This is a genomic window from Phytopseudomonas daroniae (assembly GCF_004327285.1).
Classification (GTDB): domain Bacteria; phylum Pseudomonadota; class Gammaproteobacteria; order Pseudomonadales; family Pseudomonadaceae; genus Aquipseudomonas; species Aquipseudomonas daroniae.
Map to the genome: position 1 here is coordinate 84,211 of NZ_QJUI01000016.1, position 16,467 is coordinate 100,677.

Genomic DNA, 16,467 nt, shown 5'->3' on the forward strand with positions numbered 1-16,467 from the left:
CGATCAGGGGGTGAGGGTCAGCCCGGTGAGATCCACGGGGCTGGTGCGGTGTTCGATCAGTTGGGTGAGCACCTGGGCACTGGCGGCGGCCAGAGTCAGGCCGAGGCTGCCGTGGCCGACGTTGAGCCAGAAATTGTCCAGGTGAGTGGCCCCAAGAATAGGTTTGCCATGGGCGGTAGACGGGCGCAGGCCGGCCCATTCGCTGGCATGCTGGTAGTCGCCAGCCTCGGGAAAGGTCTGTTGGCATTGCTGCTTGAGGGCGGCGATGCGAGCCGGGTCGACAGTCGCGTCCGGTGCGCCGATATCGACCATGGCGGCCACGCGCAACTGATCGCCGAGGCGGGCGTAGACGATCTTGCGATCGAAGTCGGTGACGCTGACGTCCGGGCAGCGGCTGCTGTCATTCAGTGCCAGGGTCAGGCTGTATCCCTTGAGTGGATAGAGCTGCAGGTCGATCCCCAGCGGGGCGGCGAGCATGCTGCTGGCATTGCCGGCGGCTAGGACGAAATCGTCCGCTTCCAGTGTTCCGCCACTGGCCAGTTGCAGCGCCTGAATGCGGCCCTGGCCGTGGCGTATGGCGCTCACGCAATCCTCGATACGCTGGTAGTGGCCGCTGGCCCGGGCTGCTTGCTCCATGGCCTGGCAGAACAGCTGGCAGTCGGCGGATTCGTCCGAGGCACTGAAAATGCCGCCGGCCAGTTGTGTGGCGATGGCGCTCAAGGCGGGCTCCAGGGCCACGCATTGCTCTACCGACAAGACCCGCTGCTCGTCACCTTCCCTGACTTTGGCCGCGGCCTGGACGAAACTGTCCGCCTGGCGATAGATCACCAGCTTGCCGTTGCGCCGCCAGGCGAAACCGTCGAGCCCGGCCTTGCGCCATTCTCCCAGCACCTGCTGGCTGTACAGCGCCAGGCGTAGCAGATGAGCGCCGTTTTCCCGGTTCACCGAGCTGCGGCACGCCACCAGGAACGACAGGCACCAGCGCCATTGGCGCGGATCCAGGCGCGGGCGGAATTTCAGAGGCGCATCGGCGCCCTGCAGCATCCAGCGCAACGCCTTGAGCGGCACGCCGGCATCCGGCAGCGGCGAGACGTAGCGATAGCTGAGCTGGCCGCCATTGGCCAGGCTGGTTTCCTGGCCCGGCTGCGAATGCTTGTCCACCAGCACCACCGAATGACCGGCGCGCACCAGAGCGTAAGCGGTACTCATGCCGATCACGCCGGCACCGATCACGGCGATCCGCTTTTTGTCCTGGGATGCCTGGAGGTCACTCTGCGGGCCGTCGTTGTGCGGCGTGAGAGTGCGCTCCCGGAGATTTTCTGACATCGCTACCTCGAACCCTGTGCAAGCCATTAACGTACGGGCCGATGCGCAGCTGGAGCCAATGAATAAATGACCATAGACTATTACCAAAGGTTATGGGCTTTGGCCGTCAGAGGGATGCCATGCGTTTGCGTCATATCGAGATTTTCCAGGCCATCCTGCAGACCGGCTCGATTACCGGCGCCGCCAACCTGCTGAACATTTCCCAGCCAGCGGCGACCAAGGCGCTGCAGCATGCCGAGGCGCAACTGGGCTTTGCCCTGTTCAACCGAGTGCGCGGGCAGTTGCTGGTGACCGCCGAAGCGCGGATTCTCGAGCAGTCGACGGCACGGGTATTCGACGAGCTGCAGCGGGTCAGGCGCCTGGCCGGCAATTTGCGTGCGCATGGCGTCCAGGCGCTGCGCATCGTTGCCACGCCGAGCCTGGCACAAAGCCTATTACCTAAGGTTATTCCAGCCTGGTGCGCGCTCTATCCGCAGTCTCCCTGCGAGCTGGCCACCCATCACACTCCCGAACTGGTGGAAAGCCTGTTGCTGCACGAGGCGGATCTGGCGCTGACGCTGCAGAACCCCAAGCACCCCGGCCTGCGTATGCAGGTACTGGCGCAGGCGCGCATGGTGGTGATCGCGCCACCGGGTTACTGGCCGACAGAGACGCTGCGAGAGCCGCTGCCCATCGAAGCGCTCAGCGGCCAGCCGCTGCTGGCGCTGGATACCCGCGACGCGCTGGGGGGGCTGTTGGAGCAGCACCTGTCCGAGGCCAGCAGTGCGCCGACCATCGTCGCCCGCGCGCAGACCTGGCAACTGGCCCGGGCGCTGGTAGCCGAGGGCATGGGTTTGGCGGTGGTCGACCCGCTGACCGGTTATGGCAGCGGCGCCGGCGTGCAGGTACGGCCGTTGCGGCCGGTGCTGCCGGTCAACCTGTACGCCATGACCCGTCTCGACGAGGGCGGCAGCGACGCCATGCAGCGCCTGCTGCAGATGCTCGGCGAACAGGCGCAGCGGATCATGCTGCCTGGTTGAGGCGCGGACTCAGCTGTTGGGCAGGAGGCGAACCGTCAGGCTCTTGATGTAGCGGGTCTCGGCGATGGCCGGGTGCACCGGGTGATCCGGGCCCTGGGCGCCGCGCTCGAGCAACTGGATGTTGCGATCCAGGTGGCGGGCGCTGGTCAGCAGGATGTTCTGCAGGTTGTCCTCTTCCAGGTGCATGGAGCAGCTGGCGCTGACCAGGATGCCGTCCTTGTTGAGCAGGCGCATGGCGGTTTCGTTGAGGCGGCGGTAGGCGGCTTCGCCGTTCTTGATGTCTTTCTTGCGCTTGATGAAGGCGGGTGGGTCGGCGATCACCACGTCGAAGCGTTCTTCGGCTGATTTGAGTTCGCGCAGGGCGGCGAACACGTCACCTTCCACACAGGTCACCTTCTCGGCGAAGCCGTTGAGCGTGGCGTTGCGCTCGACGCCGTCGAGAGCGAAGGCGGAAGCGTCCACGCAGAACACTTCGCTGGCACCGAATGCCGCCGCCTGCACGCCCCAGCCACCGATGTAACTGAACAGGTCGAGCACGCGCTTGCCCTGCACGTAGGGCGCCAGGCGCGCACGGTTCATACGGTGGTCATAGAACCAGCCGGTCTTCTGGCCGGCGATCACCGGCGCTTCGAACTTCACGCCGTTCTCTTCCAGAGCGACCCATTCCGGCACCACGCCGAACGCGGTATCCACGTAGCGCTCGAGGCCTTCGGCATCGCGCGCGGCGGAATCGTTCTTGAGCAGAATGCCGCTGGGTTTGAGCACCTGGATCAGCGCGGCGAGCACGTCGTCCTTGTGGCGCTCCATGGTCGCGGACGCCAGTTGCACCACCAGAATGTCGAAGAAGCGGTCGACCACCAGGCCCGGCAGCAGGTCGGAGTCGCCATACACCAGGCGGTAGCAGGGTTTGTCGAACAGGCGCTCGCGCAGGCTCAGGGCGACATTGATGCGGTGCACCAGCAGCGATTTGTCCAGCACGTGCTTGACGTCACGGGACAGCAGACGAGCGCAGATCAGGTTGTTCGGGCTCAGGGCGACGATACCCAGCGGCTTGCCGCCGGCAGCTTCGAGTATGGCCTGGTCGCCCGCCTGGAAGGCGTTGAGGGGCGTGGCGGCGACGTCGATCTCGTTGCTGTAGACCCACAAATGGCCGGCGCGCAGGCGTCGGTCGGCGTTGGCTTTCAGGCGCAGGCTGGGCAGGGACATGATGGGCTCCGTCGAGAAAAGACGCGCATTCTAAACGAGCTGCCTGGCACGCGCGCGGCGGTGGGCGAAAAAGCCTTTTGCCGTTTGTCCGTTTGCGGATCCAGGTCTTGCGGTAGCTTCGCTTGCAGGCCAGTCATCGTCGCGGATTTGCCGGGAGTGGGTGCTCGGCCCGGTTTCCTTATGCTTGCGTGGCTTTCACGATCTCGCGAGCCAGAATCAAGGATTGCCCGGCAGGACGCTACAAGGCGAAAGCGGCCGGTCGGTGACCCGCGTTGAACCATGGAACACGGCCTTCGGCTAATCCAGGTTACATTCGTGCTTCATAACGGTGGATGACGCTTCACCTGCGCGGCCCGATCCGTCCACCAACCTTGTGATCGCAATGGTGGATGAAAAGAGCGTCATCCACCCTACGTTTGCTTACGCCACTTTGCCGCTCCGACACATCGGCAGCCTGTAGGATGGGTGCAACCCATCAATTGCCGATGGGGTTCACCTGCGCGGCCCGACCCATCCTACGACCGTTCGCTTCCGCCTTCTTGCGGTCGAACATGATACGTCTGCAGGCGACACGCAGCAGATCGTGAACAGCTTCCAAATGGGTCAGGCTGCCAATGCTTCGATCAGTTTCTTGTTGAAGGCCGGGATATCGTCCGGGTTGCGGCTGCTGATCAGCTTGCCGTCGACCACCACTTCCTTGTCCACCCAGGTGGCTCCGGCGTTCTTCAGGTCGTCGGTCAGCGACGGCCAACTGGTCATGGTCTTGCCCTTGACCAGGTCGGCCGAGGCGAGAATCCAGGCGCCATGGCAGATCACGGCGATGGTTTTATTGGCGCGTGCTGCGTCCTTGACCAGCTCCAGTGCCATCTCGTCGAGCCGGATGGTGTCCGAATTGACCACGCCCCCGGGCAGGACGATGGCGTCGTAGTCTTCCATGTGGGCACTGTCGAAGGTCTTGTCGACCTTGAATTGCTCGCCTGGGGTGGTGTGGTGCCAGCCGGTGACCTTGCCCGCCTTGGCGGAAAGGATCTCGGCGCTGGCGCCAGCCTCTTCCAGGGCCTTTTTCGGCCCGGTCAGTTCGACCTGTTCGAAGCCATCGGTGACCAGCAGGGCAACACGCTTGCCTTTCAGGGACTTGCTCATGGGAAATACCTCAGAGTTGTAGTGACTTAGGGTTTCGGGTCACGTTGCTGATGGAAGTTCAGGCAAATCGATGGCGTGCAGATGTTGGGCAAAATTCATCGGGCTCGGGGTAGACTGTGTGCCCTCTCTTTTTCTACTCGCCGCCTCTCATGGACAAAGAACTTTCCGCCGAGCAGATCCAGACGTTTCTGCAGGGCATCAGCGTGCCGCCGCAGCCGCAGATCATGGTCGACCTGCAGTTCGAGCAGGTCATGCCCAATCCCGACCTGAAGGCCATCGCCCGGCTGATCAGCCAGGATCCGGGGCTTTCCGGGGCGTTGCTGAAAATCGTCAATTCGCCATACTTCGGCCTGGCCAATCGTATCGGCTCGATCCAGCGCGCGGTCAACCTGCTGGGCAGCCGCTCGGTGATCAACATGGTCAACGCCCTGTCGATCCGCGGCGAGATGACTGACGACACCATCGTCACTCTCAACCGCTTCTGGGACACCGCCCAGGACGTCGCCATGACCTGCCTGACCCTGGCCAAACGCATCGGCTACGAGTCCGTGGACGAGGCCTACACGCTGGGGCTGTTCCACAACTGTGGGATTCCGCTGATGCTCAAGCGCTTCCCCGATTACATGACGATGCTCGAAGAGTCCTACGCCAGCGCCAGTGCCGAGCGGCGCATCGTCGATACCGAGAACCGCCTGCTCAACACCAACCACGCGGTGGTCGGCTACTTCACCGCCAAATCGTGGAACCTGCCGCTGCACCTGTGCGAGGCCATTGCCAATCATCACAACGCCCTGGCCATCTTTGCCGATGAAAACGGCCGTGATGCGCAACTGAAGAACCTGCTGGCGATCCTCAAGATGGCCGAGCATATCTGCCGCAGTTATCAGGTACTGGGCAACCAGAGCGAAGATCACGAATGGCAGAGTATCGAGCCGCTGATCCTCGATTATGTGGGCCTCTCCGGGTACGATTTCGAGAACCTGCGCGAGAGCATCCGCGACCTCGGCACCGCCTGATCCGCCCCGTCGTCGACAGTTGACGTCACAACCAGGCAGCGCCTAGGGTGCTGCCTTGCCATTCTGCCGAAGTAGCCGCCATGCCCGAATTGCCAGAAGTCGAAACCACCCGCCGTGGTATCGCGCCCTATCTCGAAGGTCAGCGCGTCAGTCGGGTGATCGTCCGTGAGCGGCGCCTGCGCTGGCCGATCCCTGAGGATCTCGATGTACGCCTGTCCGGCCAGCGTATCGAGAAGGTGGAGCGCCGCGCCAAGTACCTGCTGATCAAGGCCGAGGTCGGCAGTTTGATCAGCCATCTGGGCATGTCCGGTAGCCTGCGCCTGGTCGAGGCCGGCTTGGCAGCGGCCAAGCACGAACATGTGGACATCGAACTGGAGTCAGGGCTGGCGCTGCGCTACACCGATCCGCGGCGCTTTGGCGCGCTGCTGTGGAGCCTTGATCCGCTGGAGCATGAACTGCTGTTGCGCCTGGGGCCGGAGCCGCTGACCGATCTGTTCGATGGCGAGCGGCTGTATCAGCTGTCTCGCGGCAAGGCCGTGGCGGTCAAACCGTTCATCATGGATAACGCCGTGGTGGTCGGTGTGGGCAATATCTATGCGACCGAAGCGCTGTTCGCTGCTGGTATCGATCCGCGGCGCGCCGCCGGGACGGTGTCGCGGGCGAGGTATGTACGTCTCGCCCACGAGATCAAGCGCGTGCTCGCTCACGCCATCGAGCGCGGCGGCACCACCCTGCGCGATTTCGTTGGTGGGGATGGCCAGCCCGGCTACTTCCAGCAGGAATTGTTCGCCTATGGCCGCGGCGGCCAGTTCTGCAAGGTCTGTGGCAGCACGCTGCGCGAGGTGAAGCTGGGTCAACGGGCGAGCGTCTATTGCCCGAAATGCCAGCGTTAGCCATTTAGTCAGATAGAACGACCAGTTGCTCGGCGATTGACGGCCGTCACGCTGACAATCGCCAGTGCGCTGTTATAGTTACCGGCATCGTCCGTATACTTCGAAGGATCGCCCCATGAAACTGTTTCGCTCTTGCGCTGCTGTTCTGGCGCTGACTGCTGCCTCGCTGGCACTGACTGCCAACGCGCAAGAGGCGCAGCAGAATGCCAGTGGAGACCCGCTCTACACCGTTCAGGCTCCAGATGGTTTCTCCATGCTCGGCGACCTGCTGATCGCCCGCCCGCTGCTGATCGGCGCTACCGCCATCGGTGCCGTAGCCTTCGTGGTTGCGCTGCCGTTCTCGGCCATGGGCGGCGGCATCGGTGCCAGCGGTCGTGCGCTGGTAGTCGAGCCTGGCAAGGCGGCTTTCGTCCGTTGCCTGGGTTGCACCGGCGATGGTTACAACAAGCGCCAATAAACGCTGAGTTGCCAGACGGCCCCTGACTCTGCAGAGTCAGGGGCCGTTTTCGTTTGGACGCAGGCAAAAGGAGATGCCGTTGGGCAATAGATCGATGCTGTTCATCCTGCCGTTGGTGGCACTGGGGCTGGGCCTTTCCTTCTGGTTCAGCGCGCCCTGGACGCAGCTCTGCGCCGGCCTGGCGTTGTTCCTGTTCGGCATGCAGTGCCTGGAAGAAGGCCTGCGGCAGCTTGCAGGAAGCAAACTGGAGCAGTTGCTCGGGCGTAGCACTTCAACGCCGGTCAGGAGCCTGCTGTTCGGTGTGGGCGGTACTTTCCTGTTGCAGTCCAGCACCCTGGTGTCGCTGTTGACCATCGCGTTCATCAGCACCGGGCTCATTCAATTGGCCGGTGGCATCGCCATCCTGTTCGGTGCCAACCTGGGTGCCACCAGCGGCATCTGGTTGCTGGCCATGGCCGGGCAGAACCTGAGCCTGTCGCCGCTGGCTCTGCCGTTGCTGGTATTCGGCGTGCTGGCGAGCTTTCTGGGCCCGCGCAGCAAGGCGGCTGGGCGTATCGTGTTGGGTATCGCGTTCATCTTTCTCGGTATCGACCAGATCAAGGACGGTTTCGCCAGTTTCGGCGACGGCCTGGACATGACCGGTTATCAGGTGCAGGGCATCCTCGGCAGCCTGCTGTTCGCGGCCATCGGCCTGTTGGTGACCGTGGTGCTGCAGTCCAGCCACGCGACCCTGATGCTGACGCTGGCAGCGCTCGCTGGCGGCCAACTGGAGCTGGACCAGAGCCTGGCCATCGCCATCGGCTCGAATATCGGCAGCAGCGTCACCACCGCGTTCGTCGGTTCGCTCGGCGGTAACCGCAGTGGTCAGCGCCTGGCACTGGCCCATGTGCTGTTCAATGTACTGACCGGGGTGCTGGCATTCGTGCTGCTCGGCCCGCTGGCTTGGCTGGTGCATGTCATCGCCGGGTTCGTCGGCCTGGGCGATAACCCGCTGATCCAGCTGGCCATGTTCCACACCCTGTTCAATGCCATGGGCGTGTCGCTGTTCTGGCCCTGGCAGAGCCAGTTGGCGCAGCGGCTGACCCATTGGTTGCCGGATCGCCAGGAGCCGAAGGTACTGATCACCGAATTGGATCCCGCCCAGCGGCCGGAGCGCACCACGGCGCGTTATCTGAACGAGCGCGCCCTGGACTCCGCCGATGCGGCGGCCGGCGCCGTGGTTCAGGAACTCGGCCATCTCGGGCGCCTGAGCCTGGAGGTGATCTGCCACGCTCTTTACCTGCCGGTGGATCAGTTGGCCAGGGCTCGCGTCGAGCCGGCGTTGTTGCAGGCACCGCCGGAGCGCTTGCACTTCGATGCCGAGGCGCTGTACCAGCGGCATATCAAGGGCGTCTATGGCGACCTGCTGAGTTTCATGGGCCGCCTGGAGCAGCCGCTGGACGAGCAGCACCAGCAGTTCTGGGTCGCCTGTCAGGTAGCGGCGCTGCAACTTGTGGATGCGGTCAAGGATGCCAAGCACCTGCAGAAGAACCTCGGCCACTACCTCGAGGCTGCACCGTCGCCCGCCCGCGATGCCTATGTGGAGCTGCGTGGGCATCTGCTGGCTGTGTTGCACGAGGTGCATGAACTGGCCCGCTCCACGCTGGACGAGGAGCCCTGGCGCGCCCATCTGGAGGCACTCGATAGCAAGGCGGCGCGTTTCGATGGCGACTTCCGGCTGCGCCTCTTCGCCCAGGTGCGCAGCGGTCGACTGGATGGCCTGCAGACCAGCTCGCTGATGAATGATCTGGGTTACGCCAGCCGCATCATTCAGAGCCTGCGCAACGCCCTGATGATCGGCGCGGAGCAGCCTTTGTTGCGCGAGCTGCGGCGTCTGGGCAGTGATCAGGAGTCGCTGATAGTTACCGGCTGAGGCAGGGCTTTGGGGCGCCTGCGATCAGTGTGACTGCACATCGCTGCTGCCGATGCCACGTGGGTCGCTGGCCGCTTCCACCTGGCCGCTGGCCTTGTTCCAGAGCAGTACCTGCTGATTGCCGTACACCCGCTCCAGGGCCTTCAGGCTATGGCCGCGTGCCTGCAGGTCGGCGATCTGCGCGGCGCTGAAGGTCTCCGGTTCGTGCTCGATGACATCCGGCAGGTATTGGTGGTGATAGCGCGGCACTGCCGGCCATCGAGCGATGGGCTGGCCGTCGAGGTACTCCAGGATCGACAGCAGCACCATGCTCGGAATACGGCTGCCGCCTGGCGTACCGAAGCTGGTGAACTCGCTGGCGCTTTCCAGAAAGGTAGGGCTCATGCTCGACAGCGGCCGCTTGCCGGCGGCGATGGCATTGGCGTGGCTGCCGGTCAGTCCGTAAGCGTTGGCACCGGTCAGGTCGGCGGCGAAGTCGTCCATTTCATCGTTGAGCAACACGCCGGTACCTGGCACGGTGAAGGCGGCGCCGAACGGCAGATTGATCGACAGGGTGGCGCTCACCGCATTGCCATCGGCGTCCAGTACGGTGAAATGGGTGGTGTGATCGCCTTCTTTCCAGGTGCCGGCTGGTGACAGTTCGCTGCTTGGCGTAGCGCGCCGCGGATCGATGCTGTCGCTCAGACGCTGCAGATACGCCGGGGCGAGCAGGGCGGCAGTCGGGTTATCGATGAAATCCGGGTCGCCCAACAGTCCGCGATCGCGATAAACCCGGCGCAGGGTCTCCACCACCAGATGGCTGCGCTGCACCGGCTCGGTTTCACGCCAGGGCAGGTGCTGCAGGACGAGCAGACTCTGGGCCAGCGCCAGGCCGCCGGCGGAGGGCGGCGGTGCGCTGATCAGCTCGCGGCCGTCGGCCAACGGCACACGCAGAGGCTGGCGTCGTACGGCGCGATAGTCGGCCAGATCCTGCAGCGTCCAGATGCCGCCGGCAGCTCGCACGCCCGCGACCAGTCGCTCGGCCAGAGGCCCGGTATAGAACCCGTCACGGCCTCCGCGCGCCAGCATCAGCAGGGTTTCGGCCAGTTCCGGCTGGCGCAGCAGCGTGCCTTCCCTGGGAACCGCGCCGTCGTCCAGAAACAGCCGCGCGGTTTCCGCGTCGTCACGCATGGCCGCCAGGCGCATCTCGGCGCGCTCGCGGTACACGCGGTCTACGGGAAAGCCTTCCCGCGCCAGGCGGATGGCCGGTGCTAGGCTGTCGCGCAAGGGCAGACGGCCGTGCTGTCCGGCCAGCTCGACCAGCGCGGCAGGCAGGCCCGGAATGGCTGCCGCGAGCGCGCCGTCGCGGGACAGCGCCGCCTGCACCTGGCCATCGCGCCGATAGAGATCGGCATGGGCAGCGCCGGGCGCGCGTTCGCGGGCGTCGATAAAGCCGTAGGTGGCGTCGGCGTTGCGCAGCAGGAAGAGACCGCCGCCGCCGAGCCCTGAGCCATAAGGCTCGACCACCGCGAGGGCCGCGCTGATGGCGACGGCGGCGTCGAAGGCGTTACCGCCCAGTGCCAGGGTTTCCCGCCCGGCTACGGTGGCGGCGGGGTGTGCTGTGGCGATGGCACTGCGACCGGGCTGTTCGCTGGCCTGCAGGCTGAGGCTGCACAGCAGGAGCAGCGCGCTGAACAGCGCCGAGATAGCGTTCTGGCCGCGAGGAGAGCGGCGCATCCTCAGGCTTTGCCGGTAAGTATCTGGTACTTGTGCATCAACTGCTCCTTGCTCTCGACGTTGTTTTCGTCGAGGGGAATGCAGTCCACCGGGCAGACCTGCTGGCACTGAGGCTCGTCGTAGTGGCCCACGCATTCGGTACACAGGTTGGGGTCGATCACGTAGATCTCCTCACCCTGGGAGATCGCCGCGTTCGGGCACTCAGGTTCGCAGACGTCGCAGTTGATGCAGTCGTCGGTGATGATCAGGGACATGAAAGGCAAGCTCCTGCCGGGCCACTGGCCGCGACACATTCAAACAGGAATGCGCGATTGTGCCGGATTGTCGCCGTCAGCGCACGCTTGGGCGCCGTACGGAGCGACGCCCGTGCGCGGCATGTGGAAATTGCAGCGCGTGCTGACCAGGGGTCTGTTGACGTTGCAACGCGGCCGTGCGTGAAACGTCAACAGACCCCAGGAATCAGCGAGCCTTGAAACGCTCGGTCAGGGCCTCGGCCACGACGGGGTGGACGAACTTGGTGATATCACCATCGAGGTTGGCGATTTCCCGCACCAGGGTGGAGGAGATGAAGGAGTACTTCTCCGATGGAGTGAGAAACAGACTCTCCACATCCGGCGCCAGTTGACGGTTCATGTTGGCCAGCTGGAACTCGTACTCGAAGTCCGATACCGCACGCAGACCGCGCAGCAGCACGTTGGCACCCTGCTCCTTGGCGAAGGAGGCGAGCAGCGTGGAGAAACCGATCACTTCGACATTGGGCAGGTGCTTGGTGACTTCCCGGGCCAGCTCCACGCGTTGTTCGAGGGAGAACAGCGGGTTCTTCTTCGGGCTGGCAGCGACCGCGATGACGACGCTGTCGAACAGGCGCGAGGCGCGCTCGACCAGATCGCCGTGCCCCTTGGTAATGGGGTCGAAGGTGCCTGGGTATAACACTCGATTCATCGTGACGTCCTGGCGGGAGCGTTGGGGATTCGGATGGTAGCGCAGCACGCCGGGGTGGGCCAAGTCGGTGACCCGCCGGTAGGCGCGGATGTGGGCGTTAATCGCGCTGCTGGCAGGCTCATCCGCGGATGAACAATGTGTGTAGGTCGGCTTCTGCAGCGCCTTGCCGTAGGGCGCTCAGAGTCCGCAGCGTTCGCATCATGGAATCTCTGTGCCTCGCTCGGTGGCCAGTAGCCAACCGGGAATGCGCCGCTCCAGGTAATAGCCGGGCTGGCGCGCCGTGCCGTCAACGAAACCGACGTGACCGCCCCTGGCATGCAGCTCGAAGGTGATGCAGGGCGCCAGTTCATCGGCTTCGGGCAGGCTGTGGGGATACACGAACGGGTCGTCGCTGGACTGGATCAGCAGGGTAGGCGTCTGGATACGGCCCAGGTAATAGCGGCTCGAGGAGCGGCGGTAGTAATCCCCGGCGTCGCTGAAACCGTGCAGCGGTGCGGTGATGCGGCCGTCGAAATCCCAGAAGGTGCGCATGCCGTCCAAGGGGCCGAGTTTTTCCAGGATCGACAGGCGGTCTGCCTGGCCCTGGTGGGCGAACAGGCGCTGCTTGTCTTTCACGTAGGCGACCATGGCACGCATGAAGTGGGCCTGGTAGACCCGCGAAAAGCCGACGCCGAGACGATCCGCGCACTGATCCAGGCGAAACGGTACCGATACCGCGGCGGCGTTCTGCAGCCCGCTTTCGGCGCCGCTTTCGCCGAGGTACTTGAGCAGCACGTTGCCGCCCAGCGAATAGCCCACCGCATGGAGCGGCGCCATGGGCCGTTTGGCGCGCAGGTGGCGGACGGTTTCGGCGAGGTCTTCGCTGGCACCGGAGTGGTAGCCGCGCGGTAGCAGGTTGGGCTCGCCCGAGCAGCCGCGCCAGTTGAGCGCCACGCTGGCCCAGCCCTGGGCGGCGAGCTGTTGCTGCAGGCCGAGCACGTAGTGCGAGCTGGATGAGCCGGTCAGGCCGTGCAGTACCAGCACCACCGGGGCATGTGCCTCATGAGGCCCGTGCCAGTCGAGGTCGAGAAAATCGCCGTCTTCCAGCCACAGGCGCTCGCGCTGTCGCCGCAGGATGGGGGCTCGTCGACCCAGCGAGCCCCACAAGGTTTGCAGATGAGGGCCGGGCAACCACCAGGCCGGTTTGAAGCTCGTGCTCATGTCGCACCACGGTTCGTAGCCTGGATTAGCGAAGCGTAATCCGGGGCAGGGTGGAGGCCGCGAAATCCGGATTACGCCTGCGGCTAATCCAGGCTACACGCTGCGCTGCCAGAGCGCGTAATGAACCTGGCCGGCTTTCTGTTCGCGATGCAGACGCCAGTTGCCGGGCATGCCCAGGCTCGACGGTGCCTGCTCGCTCTCGGTATACACCCAGGCATCGGCAGCCAGCCAGCCACGTTGCTCGAGCAGCTCGCAAGCTGGCAGGAGCAGATCCTGGCTGAAGGGCGGATCGAGGAATACCAGGTCATATGGCATGGCGGACTGGCTCTGCAGGTAGGCGAGGGCATCGCTCTGCAGCACCTGGCCGTTGTCGCAGCGCAGGGTCGCCAGGTGACCGCGCAGGCTGTTCACCGCTGCCGGATTGAGATCCAGCGCCAGGGCGCTGCCGGCACCTCGCGACAGCGCTTCGAGAAACAGGGCACCGCTGCCGGCGAACAGGTCGAGCACCTTGGCCGCTTCGACATGGGGCGCCAGCCAGTTGAACAGAGTTTCCCGCACGCGATTGGGCGTTGGTCGCAGGCCATGGGCCATGGGAAAGCTGAATTGCCGGCTGCGCCACTGGCCGGCGATGATGCGCAGTTGCCCGTCGCCGCCATGGGCGACGGGAGACTTGGCGGGAACGGGTCGTCTGGCCATCAGTGCTCCGGGACGCCAATCGGCAGTTCGGCTGGTTTGTCGGTGGGTGGCGGCAGTTCTTTCTGTTCGACCTTCGGCCCTGCGGTGACGATCACCAGCGCTTCGGGGTCGAGATGCTTGGCCATGGCGGTTTTTACCTGCTCGACGCTGAGCGCCTGTACCTGGGCCAGGAAGTCTTCCAGGTAGGTCATCGGCAGGTCGTAGAAGCCGATGGCGCCGAGCTGGCCGACGATGGCGGCGTTGCTCGCGGTGGACAGCGGGAAGCTGCCGGCCATCTCACGCTTGGCGGCGTCCAGCTCTTCCTGAGTCGGGCCGTTGGCGAGGAAATCGCCCAGCAGATCCTTGACCAGTTGCAGGGTGCCGTCGCTGAGTTCGGCGCGGGTCTGCAGGTTGATCATGAACGGGCCGCGGGCCTGCATGGCACTGAAGCCGGAGTAGACGCCGTAGGTCAGGCCGCGCTTTTCGCGAACCTCGGTCATCAGCCGGGTGCCGAAGCCGCCACCGCCGAACACCTGATTGCCCAGATACAGCGCCGCGTAATCCGGATCACGACGGTCGATGCCGAGCTGGGCGATCAACAGGTGGGTCTGGTTGGATGGAAAGTCGATATGGGTCAGACCGGCTTTCGGCACTTCGGGAGCGATGGTTTTCGCCAGCGCCGGGCCCTTGGGCAGCGCAGCGGAGACCTCGGCGGCCATGGCCTCGGCTTCTTCGCGGGACAGGTCGCCGACCAGGGCGATCACCGCGTTGCCAGCGGCATAGGCCTTAGCGTGGAAGGCCTGCAACTGTTCGCGGCTGATACCGGGAACCGAGCTTGGGGTGCCTTCGCTGGGATGACCGTACGGATGATCGCCGTAAAGGCGCTCGAACAGTTCGAGGCTGGCCAGCTTGCCCGGGTTCTGCTTCTGGAATTCGAAACCGGCGAGTACCTGGTTCTTGATTCGCGCCAGTGAGTCGGCGGGGAAGGTCGGCTGGCCGATCACCTGCTCGAACAGCTTCAGGGCCGGTTCGCGTTGCGTTGCATCGCTGAGGCTGCGCAGGCTGGTCACGGCCATGTCGCGGTAGGCGCCATTACTGAACTCGGCGCCCAGGCTTTCGAAACCGGCTGCGATGGCACCGACGTCCTTGCCGGGTACGCCTTCGTTGAGCATGGCATTGGTCAGCATGGCCAGGCCCTGCACGTCGCCGTCCTGGCTGCTGCCGGCGGCGTAGGTCAGGCGCAGGTCGAACATTGGCAGTTCGCGGGCTTCGACGAACAGCACCTTGGCGCCTTCGGCGGTTTGCCAGCTCTGGATGTCGAGCTTGCGCCGCACGGGCGTCTTGCCATCCAGTTCGGCCAGAGATTGCAGCTGCGTGTCGTCAGTTTTCGGCGCATCGGCGGCGGCCGGTGCGGCGTCAGGGGTGCGCTGCACGGTGAAGCTCAGGGCCACCAACAGGGCGATCAGGAACAGCCCCAGCAGGGCGTAGCGCGGGCCGTTACGCTTACTCATCGCGCTTCTCCTCGGGCAGTACATGGGCGACGCTGAGGCGATCGCGGGTGAAGTAGGTCTTGGCGGCATTCTGGATATCGGCCGGGGTCACGGCTTCCAGTTCGGCCAGTTCCTGGTCGATCAACTGCCAGGAAAGGCCAACGGTTTCCAGCTGGCCGATAGCGGTGGCCTGGCTGGTGATCGAGTCGCGGTCGTAGACCAGTTCGGCGATCAGCTGGGCACGCACGCGAGCCAGTTCTTCGGCCGATGGCGGGTTCTTCTGCAGATCCAGCAACTCGCGCCAGATGCCCGCTTCGGTCTGCTCCAGGGTCTTGCCGGTTTGCACGTTGGGCGTGGCGGACACCATGAACAGGCTGTCGCCGCGGGTGTAGCCGTTGTACCAGGCACCGGCGCCGGAAACCAACTCCTCGCCACGTTCCAGGCGGGTAGCCAGGCGCGCGCTGTAGCCACCGTCGAGCAGAGCGGCGATCAGGCGCAACGCATGCACCTCGCGCGGCGCCTTGGCGGTGGCCAGACCGGGCACGTTGAAGCCCATCATCAGGCTCGGCAGCTGGGTCTTGAGGTGCAGGGTGATGCGTCGCTCGCCGGGCGTCGGCAGCTCCAGCGGGATCTTGGCGGCTGGTACGTCGCGCTTGGGAATCGCGCCGAAGTAACGCTGCGCCAGGGCCTTGACCGCTTCCGGGGTCACATCGCCGACCACCACCAGGGTGGCGTTGTTGGGCACGTACCAGGTCTCGTACCAGTGGCGCAGTTCGTCCACGGTCATGCGATCGAGGTCGGCCATCCAGCCGATGGTCGGGATGCTGTAGCCGCTGGCTGGGTAAGCCATGGCCTTGAAGCGTTCGAAGGCCAGGCCCGACGGCTTGTCGTCGGTGCGCAGACGACGCTCTTCCTTGATCACCTCGATCTCGCGTGCGAACTCGTCGGCCGGCAGGCGCAGGCTGGCCAGTCGATCCGCTTCCAGTTCGAAGGCGACGCCCAGGCGATCACTGGCCAGCACCTGGTAATAGGCGGTGTAGTCGTCGCTGGTGAAGGCGTTCTCTTCGGCACCGAGGTCGCGCAGCACGCGCGAGGCTTCGCCAGGGCCAAGCTTGCGGCTGCCCTTGAACATCATGTGTTCCAGCGCGTGGGACAGGCCGGTCTGGCCGGCGGTCTCGTAGCTCGAGCCGACCTTGTACCAGAGCTGGGAGACCACCACCGGGGCGCGGTGGTCTTCGCGGACGACGACCTTGAGGCCATTGTCGAGAGTGAATTCATGGGTCGGTTGTGGTGCCGCGGCCTGGGCCGCCAGGGGCAAGGCGCAGGCTAGCAGCAGGCCGGCGAGATGGCGGGCAAGTGAACTGGACAAACCTCTCTCCTCGTTGAGCCACGGCGGGCGTGGCGATTGCGGCGTAGGGTGGGCCGCGGTCATGCAGTGTGCTCGCGCAACGCCAGGCGGCCTGCTTGGCTTA

General features: G+C 64.7%; 15 protein-coding genes. 5 read left to right on the top strand and 10 right to left on the bottom strand.

Translation table 11 applies throughout. From position 1 onward, the window contains the following. Positions 1–3 precede the first annotated feature (3 nt). A complete protein-coding gene (locus tag DNK06_RS18290; RefSeq protein WP_131181429.1) occupies positions 4–1,326 on the bottom strand; it encodes a D-amino acid dehydrogenase in 1,323 nt (440 codons plus the stop codon). 119 nt (positions 1,327–1,445) lie between these two features. On the opposite strand from DNK06_RS18290, the gene DNK06_RS18295 reads away from it, so the two are divergent. Beyond that, positions 1,446–2,345 (top strand): LysR family transcriptional regulator, encoded by a 900-nt coding sequence (locus DNK06_RS18295; protein ID WP_131181430.1) that lies wholly within the window; start codon positions 1,446–1,448, stop codon positions 2,343–2,345. 9 nt (positions 2,346–2,354) lie between these two features. Here DNK06_RS18295 and DNK06_RS18300 read toward each other — a convergent pair whose 3' ends face one another. Both DNK06_RS18300 and DNK06_RS18305 read right to left on the bottom strand, forming a co-directional pair. Continuing rightward, on the bottom strand, positions 2,355–3,551 hold the full coding sequence (locus DNK06_RS18300; protein ID WP_131181431.1) for a class I SAM-dependent rRNA methyltransferase: 1,197 nt from the start codon (positions 3,549–3,551) through the stop codon (positions 2,355–2,357). Between the two features lie 603 nt (positions 3,552–4,154). After that, the gene (locus DNK06_RS18305; protein ID WP_131181432.1) at positions 4,155–4,694 is read right to left on the bottom strand and encodes a type 1 glutamine amidotransferase domain-containing protein; all 540 of its coding nucleotides are present in this window, start codon (positions 4,692–4,694) and stop codon (positions 4,155–4,157) included. Between the two features lie 149 nt (positions 4,695–4,843). Between DNK06_RS18305 and DNK06_RS18310 the strand changes: the two genes are divergently transcribed. The 4 genes from DNK06_RS18310 to DNK06_RS18325 all read left to right on the top strand — a co-directional run bounded on the left by DNK06_RS18310 (position 4,844) and on the right by DNK06_RS18325 (position 8,972). Then, positions 4,844–5,710 (top strand): HDOD domain-containing protein, encoded by an 867-nt coding sequence (locus DNK06_RS18310; RefSeq protein WP_131181433.1) that lies wholly within the window; start codon positions 4,844–4,846, stop codon positions 5,708–5,710. A gap of 80 nt (positions 5,711–5,790) precedes the next feature. Next, on the top strand, positions 5,791–6,603 hold the full coding sequence (mutM, locus tag DNK06_RS18315) for a bifunctional DNA-formamidopyrimidine glycosylase/DNA-(apurinic or apyrimidinic site) lyase (RefSeq protein ID WP_131181434.1): 813 nt from the start codon (positions 5,791–5,793) through the stop codon (positions 6,601–6,603). Positions 6,604–6,718: 115 nt separating this feature from the next. Then, the gene (locus DNK06_RS18320; protein ID WP_131181435.1) at positions 6,719–7,060 is read left to right on the top strand and encodes a multidrug transporter; all 342 of its coding nucleotides are present in this window, start codon (positions 6,719–6,721) and stop codon (positions 7,058–7,060) included. A 94-nt stretch (positions 7,061–7,154) separates the two neighbouring features. Further along, positions 7,155–8,972 carry a Na/Pi cotransporter family protein gene (locus tag DNK06_RS18325; RefSeq protein ID WP_242674717.1) on the top strand — a complete coding sequence of 606 codons (1,818 nt, stop codon included), beginning with the start codon at positions 7,155–7,157 and terminating at the stop codon, positions 8,970–8,972. 24 nt (positions 8,973–8,996) lie between these two features. Here the strand turns inward: DNK06_RS18325 and ggt are convergent, their stop codons facing one another. The 7 genes from ggt to DNK06_RS18360 all read right to left on the bottom strand — a co-directional run bounded on the left by ggt (position 8,997) and on the right by DNK06_RS18360 (position 16,364). Further along, a complete protein-coding gene (gene ggt, locus DNK06_RS18330; protein WP_131181437.1) occupies positions 8,997–10,688 on the bottom strand; it encodes a gamma-glutamyltransferase in 1,692 nt (563 codons plus the stop codon). Positions 10,689–10,690: 2 nt separating this feature from the next. Beyond that, entirely contained in the window at positions 10,691–10,942 is a 252-nt protein-coding gene (locus tag DNK06_RS18335) for a YfhL family 4Fe-4S dicluster ferredoxin (protein WP_131181438.1), read from the bottom strand. 205 nt (positions 10,943–11,147) lie between these two features. Then, positions 11,148–11,630 (bottom strand): pantetheine-phosphate adenylyltransferase, encoded by a 483-nt coding sequence (gene coaD / locus DNK06_RS18340; RefSeq protein WP_131181439.1) that lies wholly within the window; start codon positions 11,628–11,630, stop codon positions 11,148–11,150. A gap of 198 nt (positions 11,631–11,828) precedes the next feature. After that, complete coding sequence (locus DNK06_RS18345) at positions 11,829–12,830, bottom strand: hydrolase (RefSeq protein ID WP_131181440.1); 1,002 nt, start codon at positions 12,828–12,830, stop codon at positions 11,829–11,831. 93 nt (positions 12,831–12,923) lie between these two features. Next, entirely contained in the window at positions 12,924–13,526 is a 603-nt protein-coding gene (gene rsmD / locus DNK06_RS18350; protein ID WP_131181441.1) for a 16S rRNA (guanine(966)-N(2))-methyltransferase RsmD, read from the bottom strand. Then, the gene (locus DNK06_RS18355; RefSeq protein ID WP_131181442.1) at positions 13,526–15,016 is read right to left on the bottom strand and encodes a M16 family metallopeptidase; all 1,491 of its coding nucleotides are present in this window, start codon (positions 15,014–15,016) and stop codon (positions 13,526–13,528) included. The genes rsmD and DNK06_RS18355 overlap by 1 nt, the downstream gene beginning before the upstream one ends. Then, positions 15,009–16,364, bottom strand: a complete 1,356-nt coding sequence (locus DNK06_RS18360) for a M16 family metallopeptidase (protein ID WP_131181443.1) — start codon at positions 16,362–16,364, stop codon at positions 15,009–15,011. The genes DNK06_RS18355 and DNK06_RS18360 overlap by 8 nt, the downstream gene beginning before the upstream one ends. Positions 16,365–16,467: the final 103 nt, after the last annotated feature.

Excerpts from the sequence above, each read along its gene's own strand:
- DNK06_RS18305 (WP_131181432.1), bottom strand. The coding sequence starts at position 4,694 with ATGAGCAAGTCCCTGAAAGGCAAGCGTGTTGCCCTGCTGGTCACCGAT.
- ggt (WP_131181437.1), bottom strand. The coding sequence starts at position 10,688 with ATGCGCCGCTCTCCTCGCGGCCAGAACGCTATCTCGGCGCTGTTCAGC.
- DNK06_RS18325 (WP_242674717.1), top strand. The coding sequence starts at position 7,155 with ATGCTGTTCATCCTGCCGTTGGTGGCACTGGGGCTGGGCCTTTCCTTC.
- DNK06_RS18345 (WP_131181440.1), bottom strand. The coding sequence starts at position 12,830 with ATGAGCACGAGCTTCAAACCGGCCTGGTGGTTGCCCGGCCCTCATCTG.
- DNK06_RS18300 (WP_131181431.1), bottom strand. The coding sequence starts at position 3,551 with ATGTCCCTGCCCAGCCTGCGCCTGAAAGCCAACGCCGACCGACGCCTG.
- DNK06_RS18335 (WP_131181438.1), bottom strand. The coding sequence starts at position 10,942 with ATGTCCCTGATCATCACCGACGACTGCATCAACTGCGACGTCTGCGAA.
- DNK06_RS18355 (WP_131181442.1), bottom strand. The coding sequence starts at position 15,016 with ATGAGTAAGCGTAACGGCCCGCGCTACGCCCTGCTGGGGCTGTTCCTG.
- coaD (WP_131181439.1), bottom strand. The coding sequence starts at position 11,630 with ATGAATCGAGTGTTATACCCAGGCACCTTCGACCCCATTACCAAGGGG.
- DNK06_RS18295 (WP_131181430.1), top strand. The coding sequence starts at position 1,446 with ATGCGTTTGCGTCATATCGAGATTTTCCAGGCCATCCTGCAGACCGGC.
- DNK06_RS18310 (WP_131181433.1), top strand. The coding sequence starts at position 4,844 with ATGGACAAAGAACTTTCCGCCGAGCAGATCCAGACGTTTCTGCAGGGC.
- DNK06_RS18320 (WP_131181435.1), top strand. The coding sequence starts at position 6,719 with ATGAAACTGTTTCGCTCTTGCGCTGCTGTTCTGGCGCTGACTGCTGCC.
- DNK06_RS18290 (WP_131181429.1), bottom strand. The coding sequence starts at position 1,326 with ATGTCAGAAAATCTCCGGGAGCGCACTCTCACGCCGCACAACGACGGC.
- rsmD (WP_131181441.1), bottom strand. The coding sequence starts at position 13,526 with ATGGCCAGACGACCCGTTCCCGCCAAGTCTCCCGTCGCCCATGGCGGC.
- mutM (WP_131181434.1), top strand. The coding sequence starts at position 5,791 with ATGCCCGAATTGCCAGAAGTCGAAACCACCCGCCGTGGTATCGCGCCC.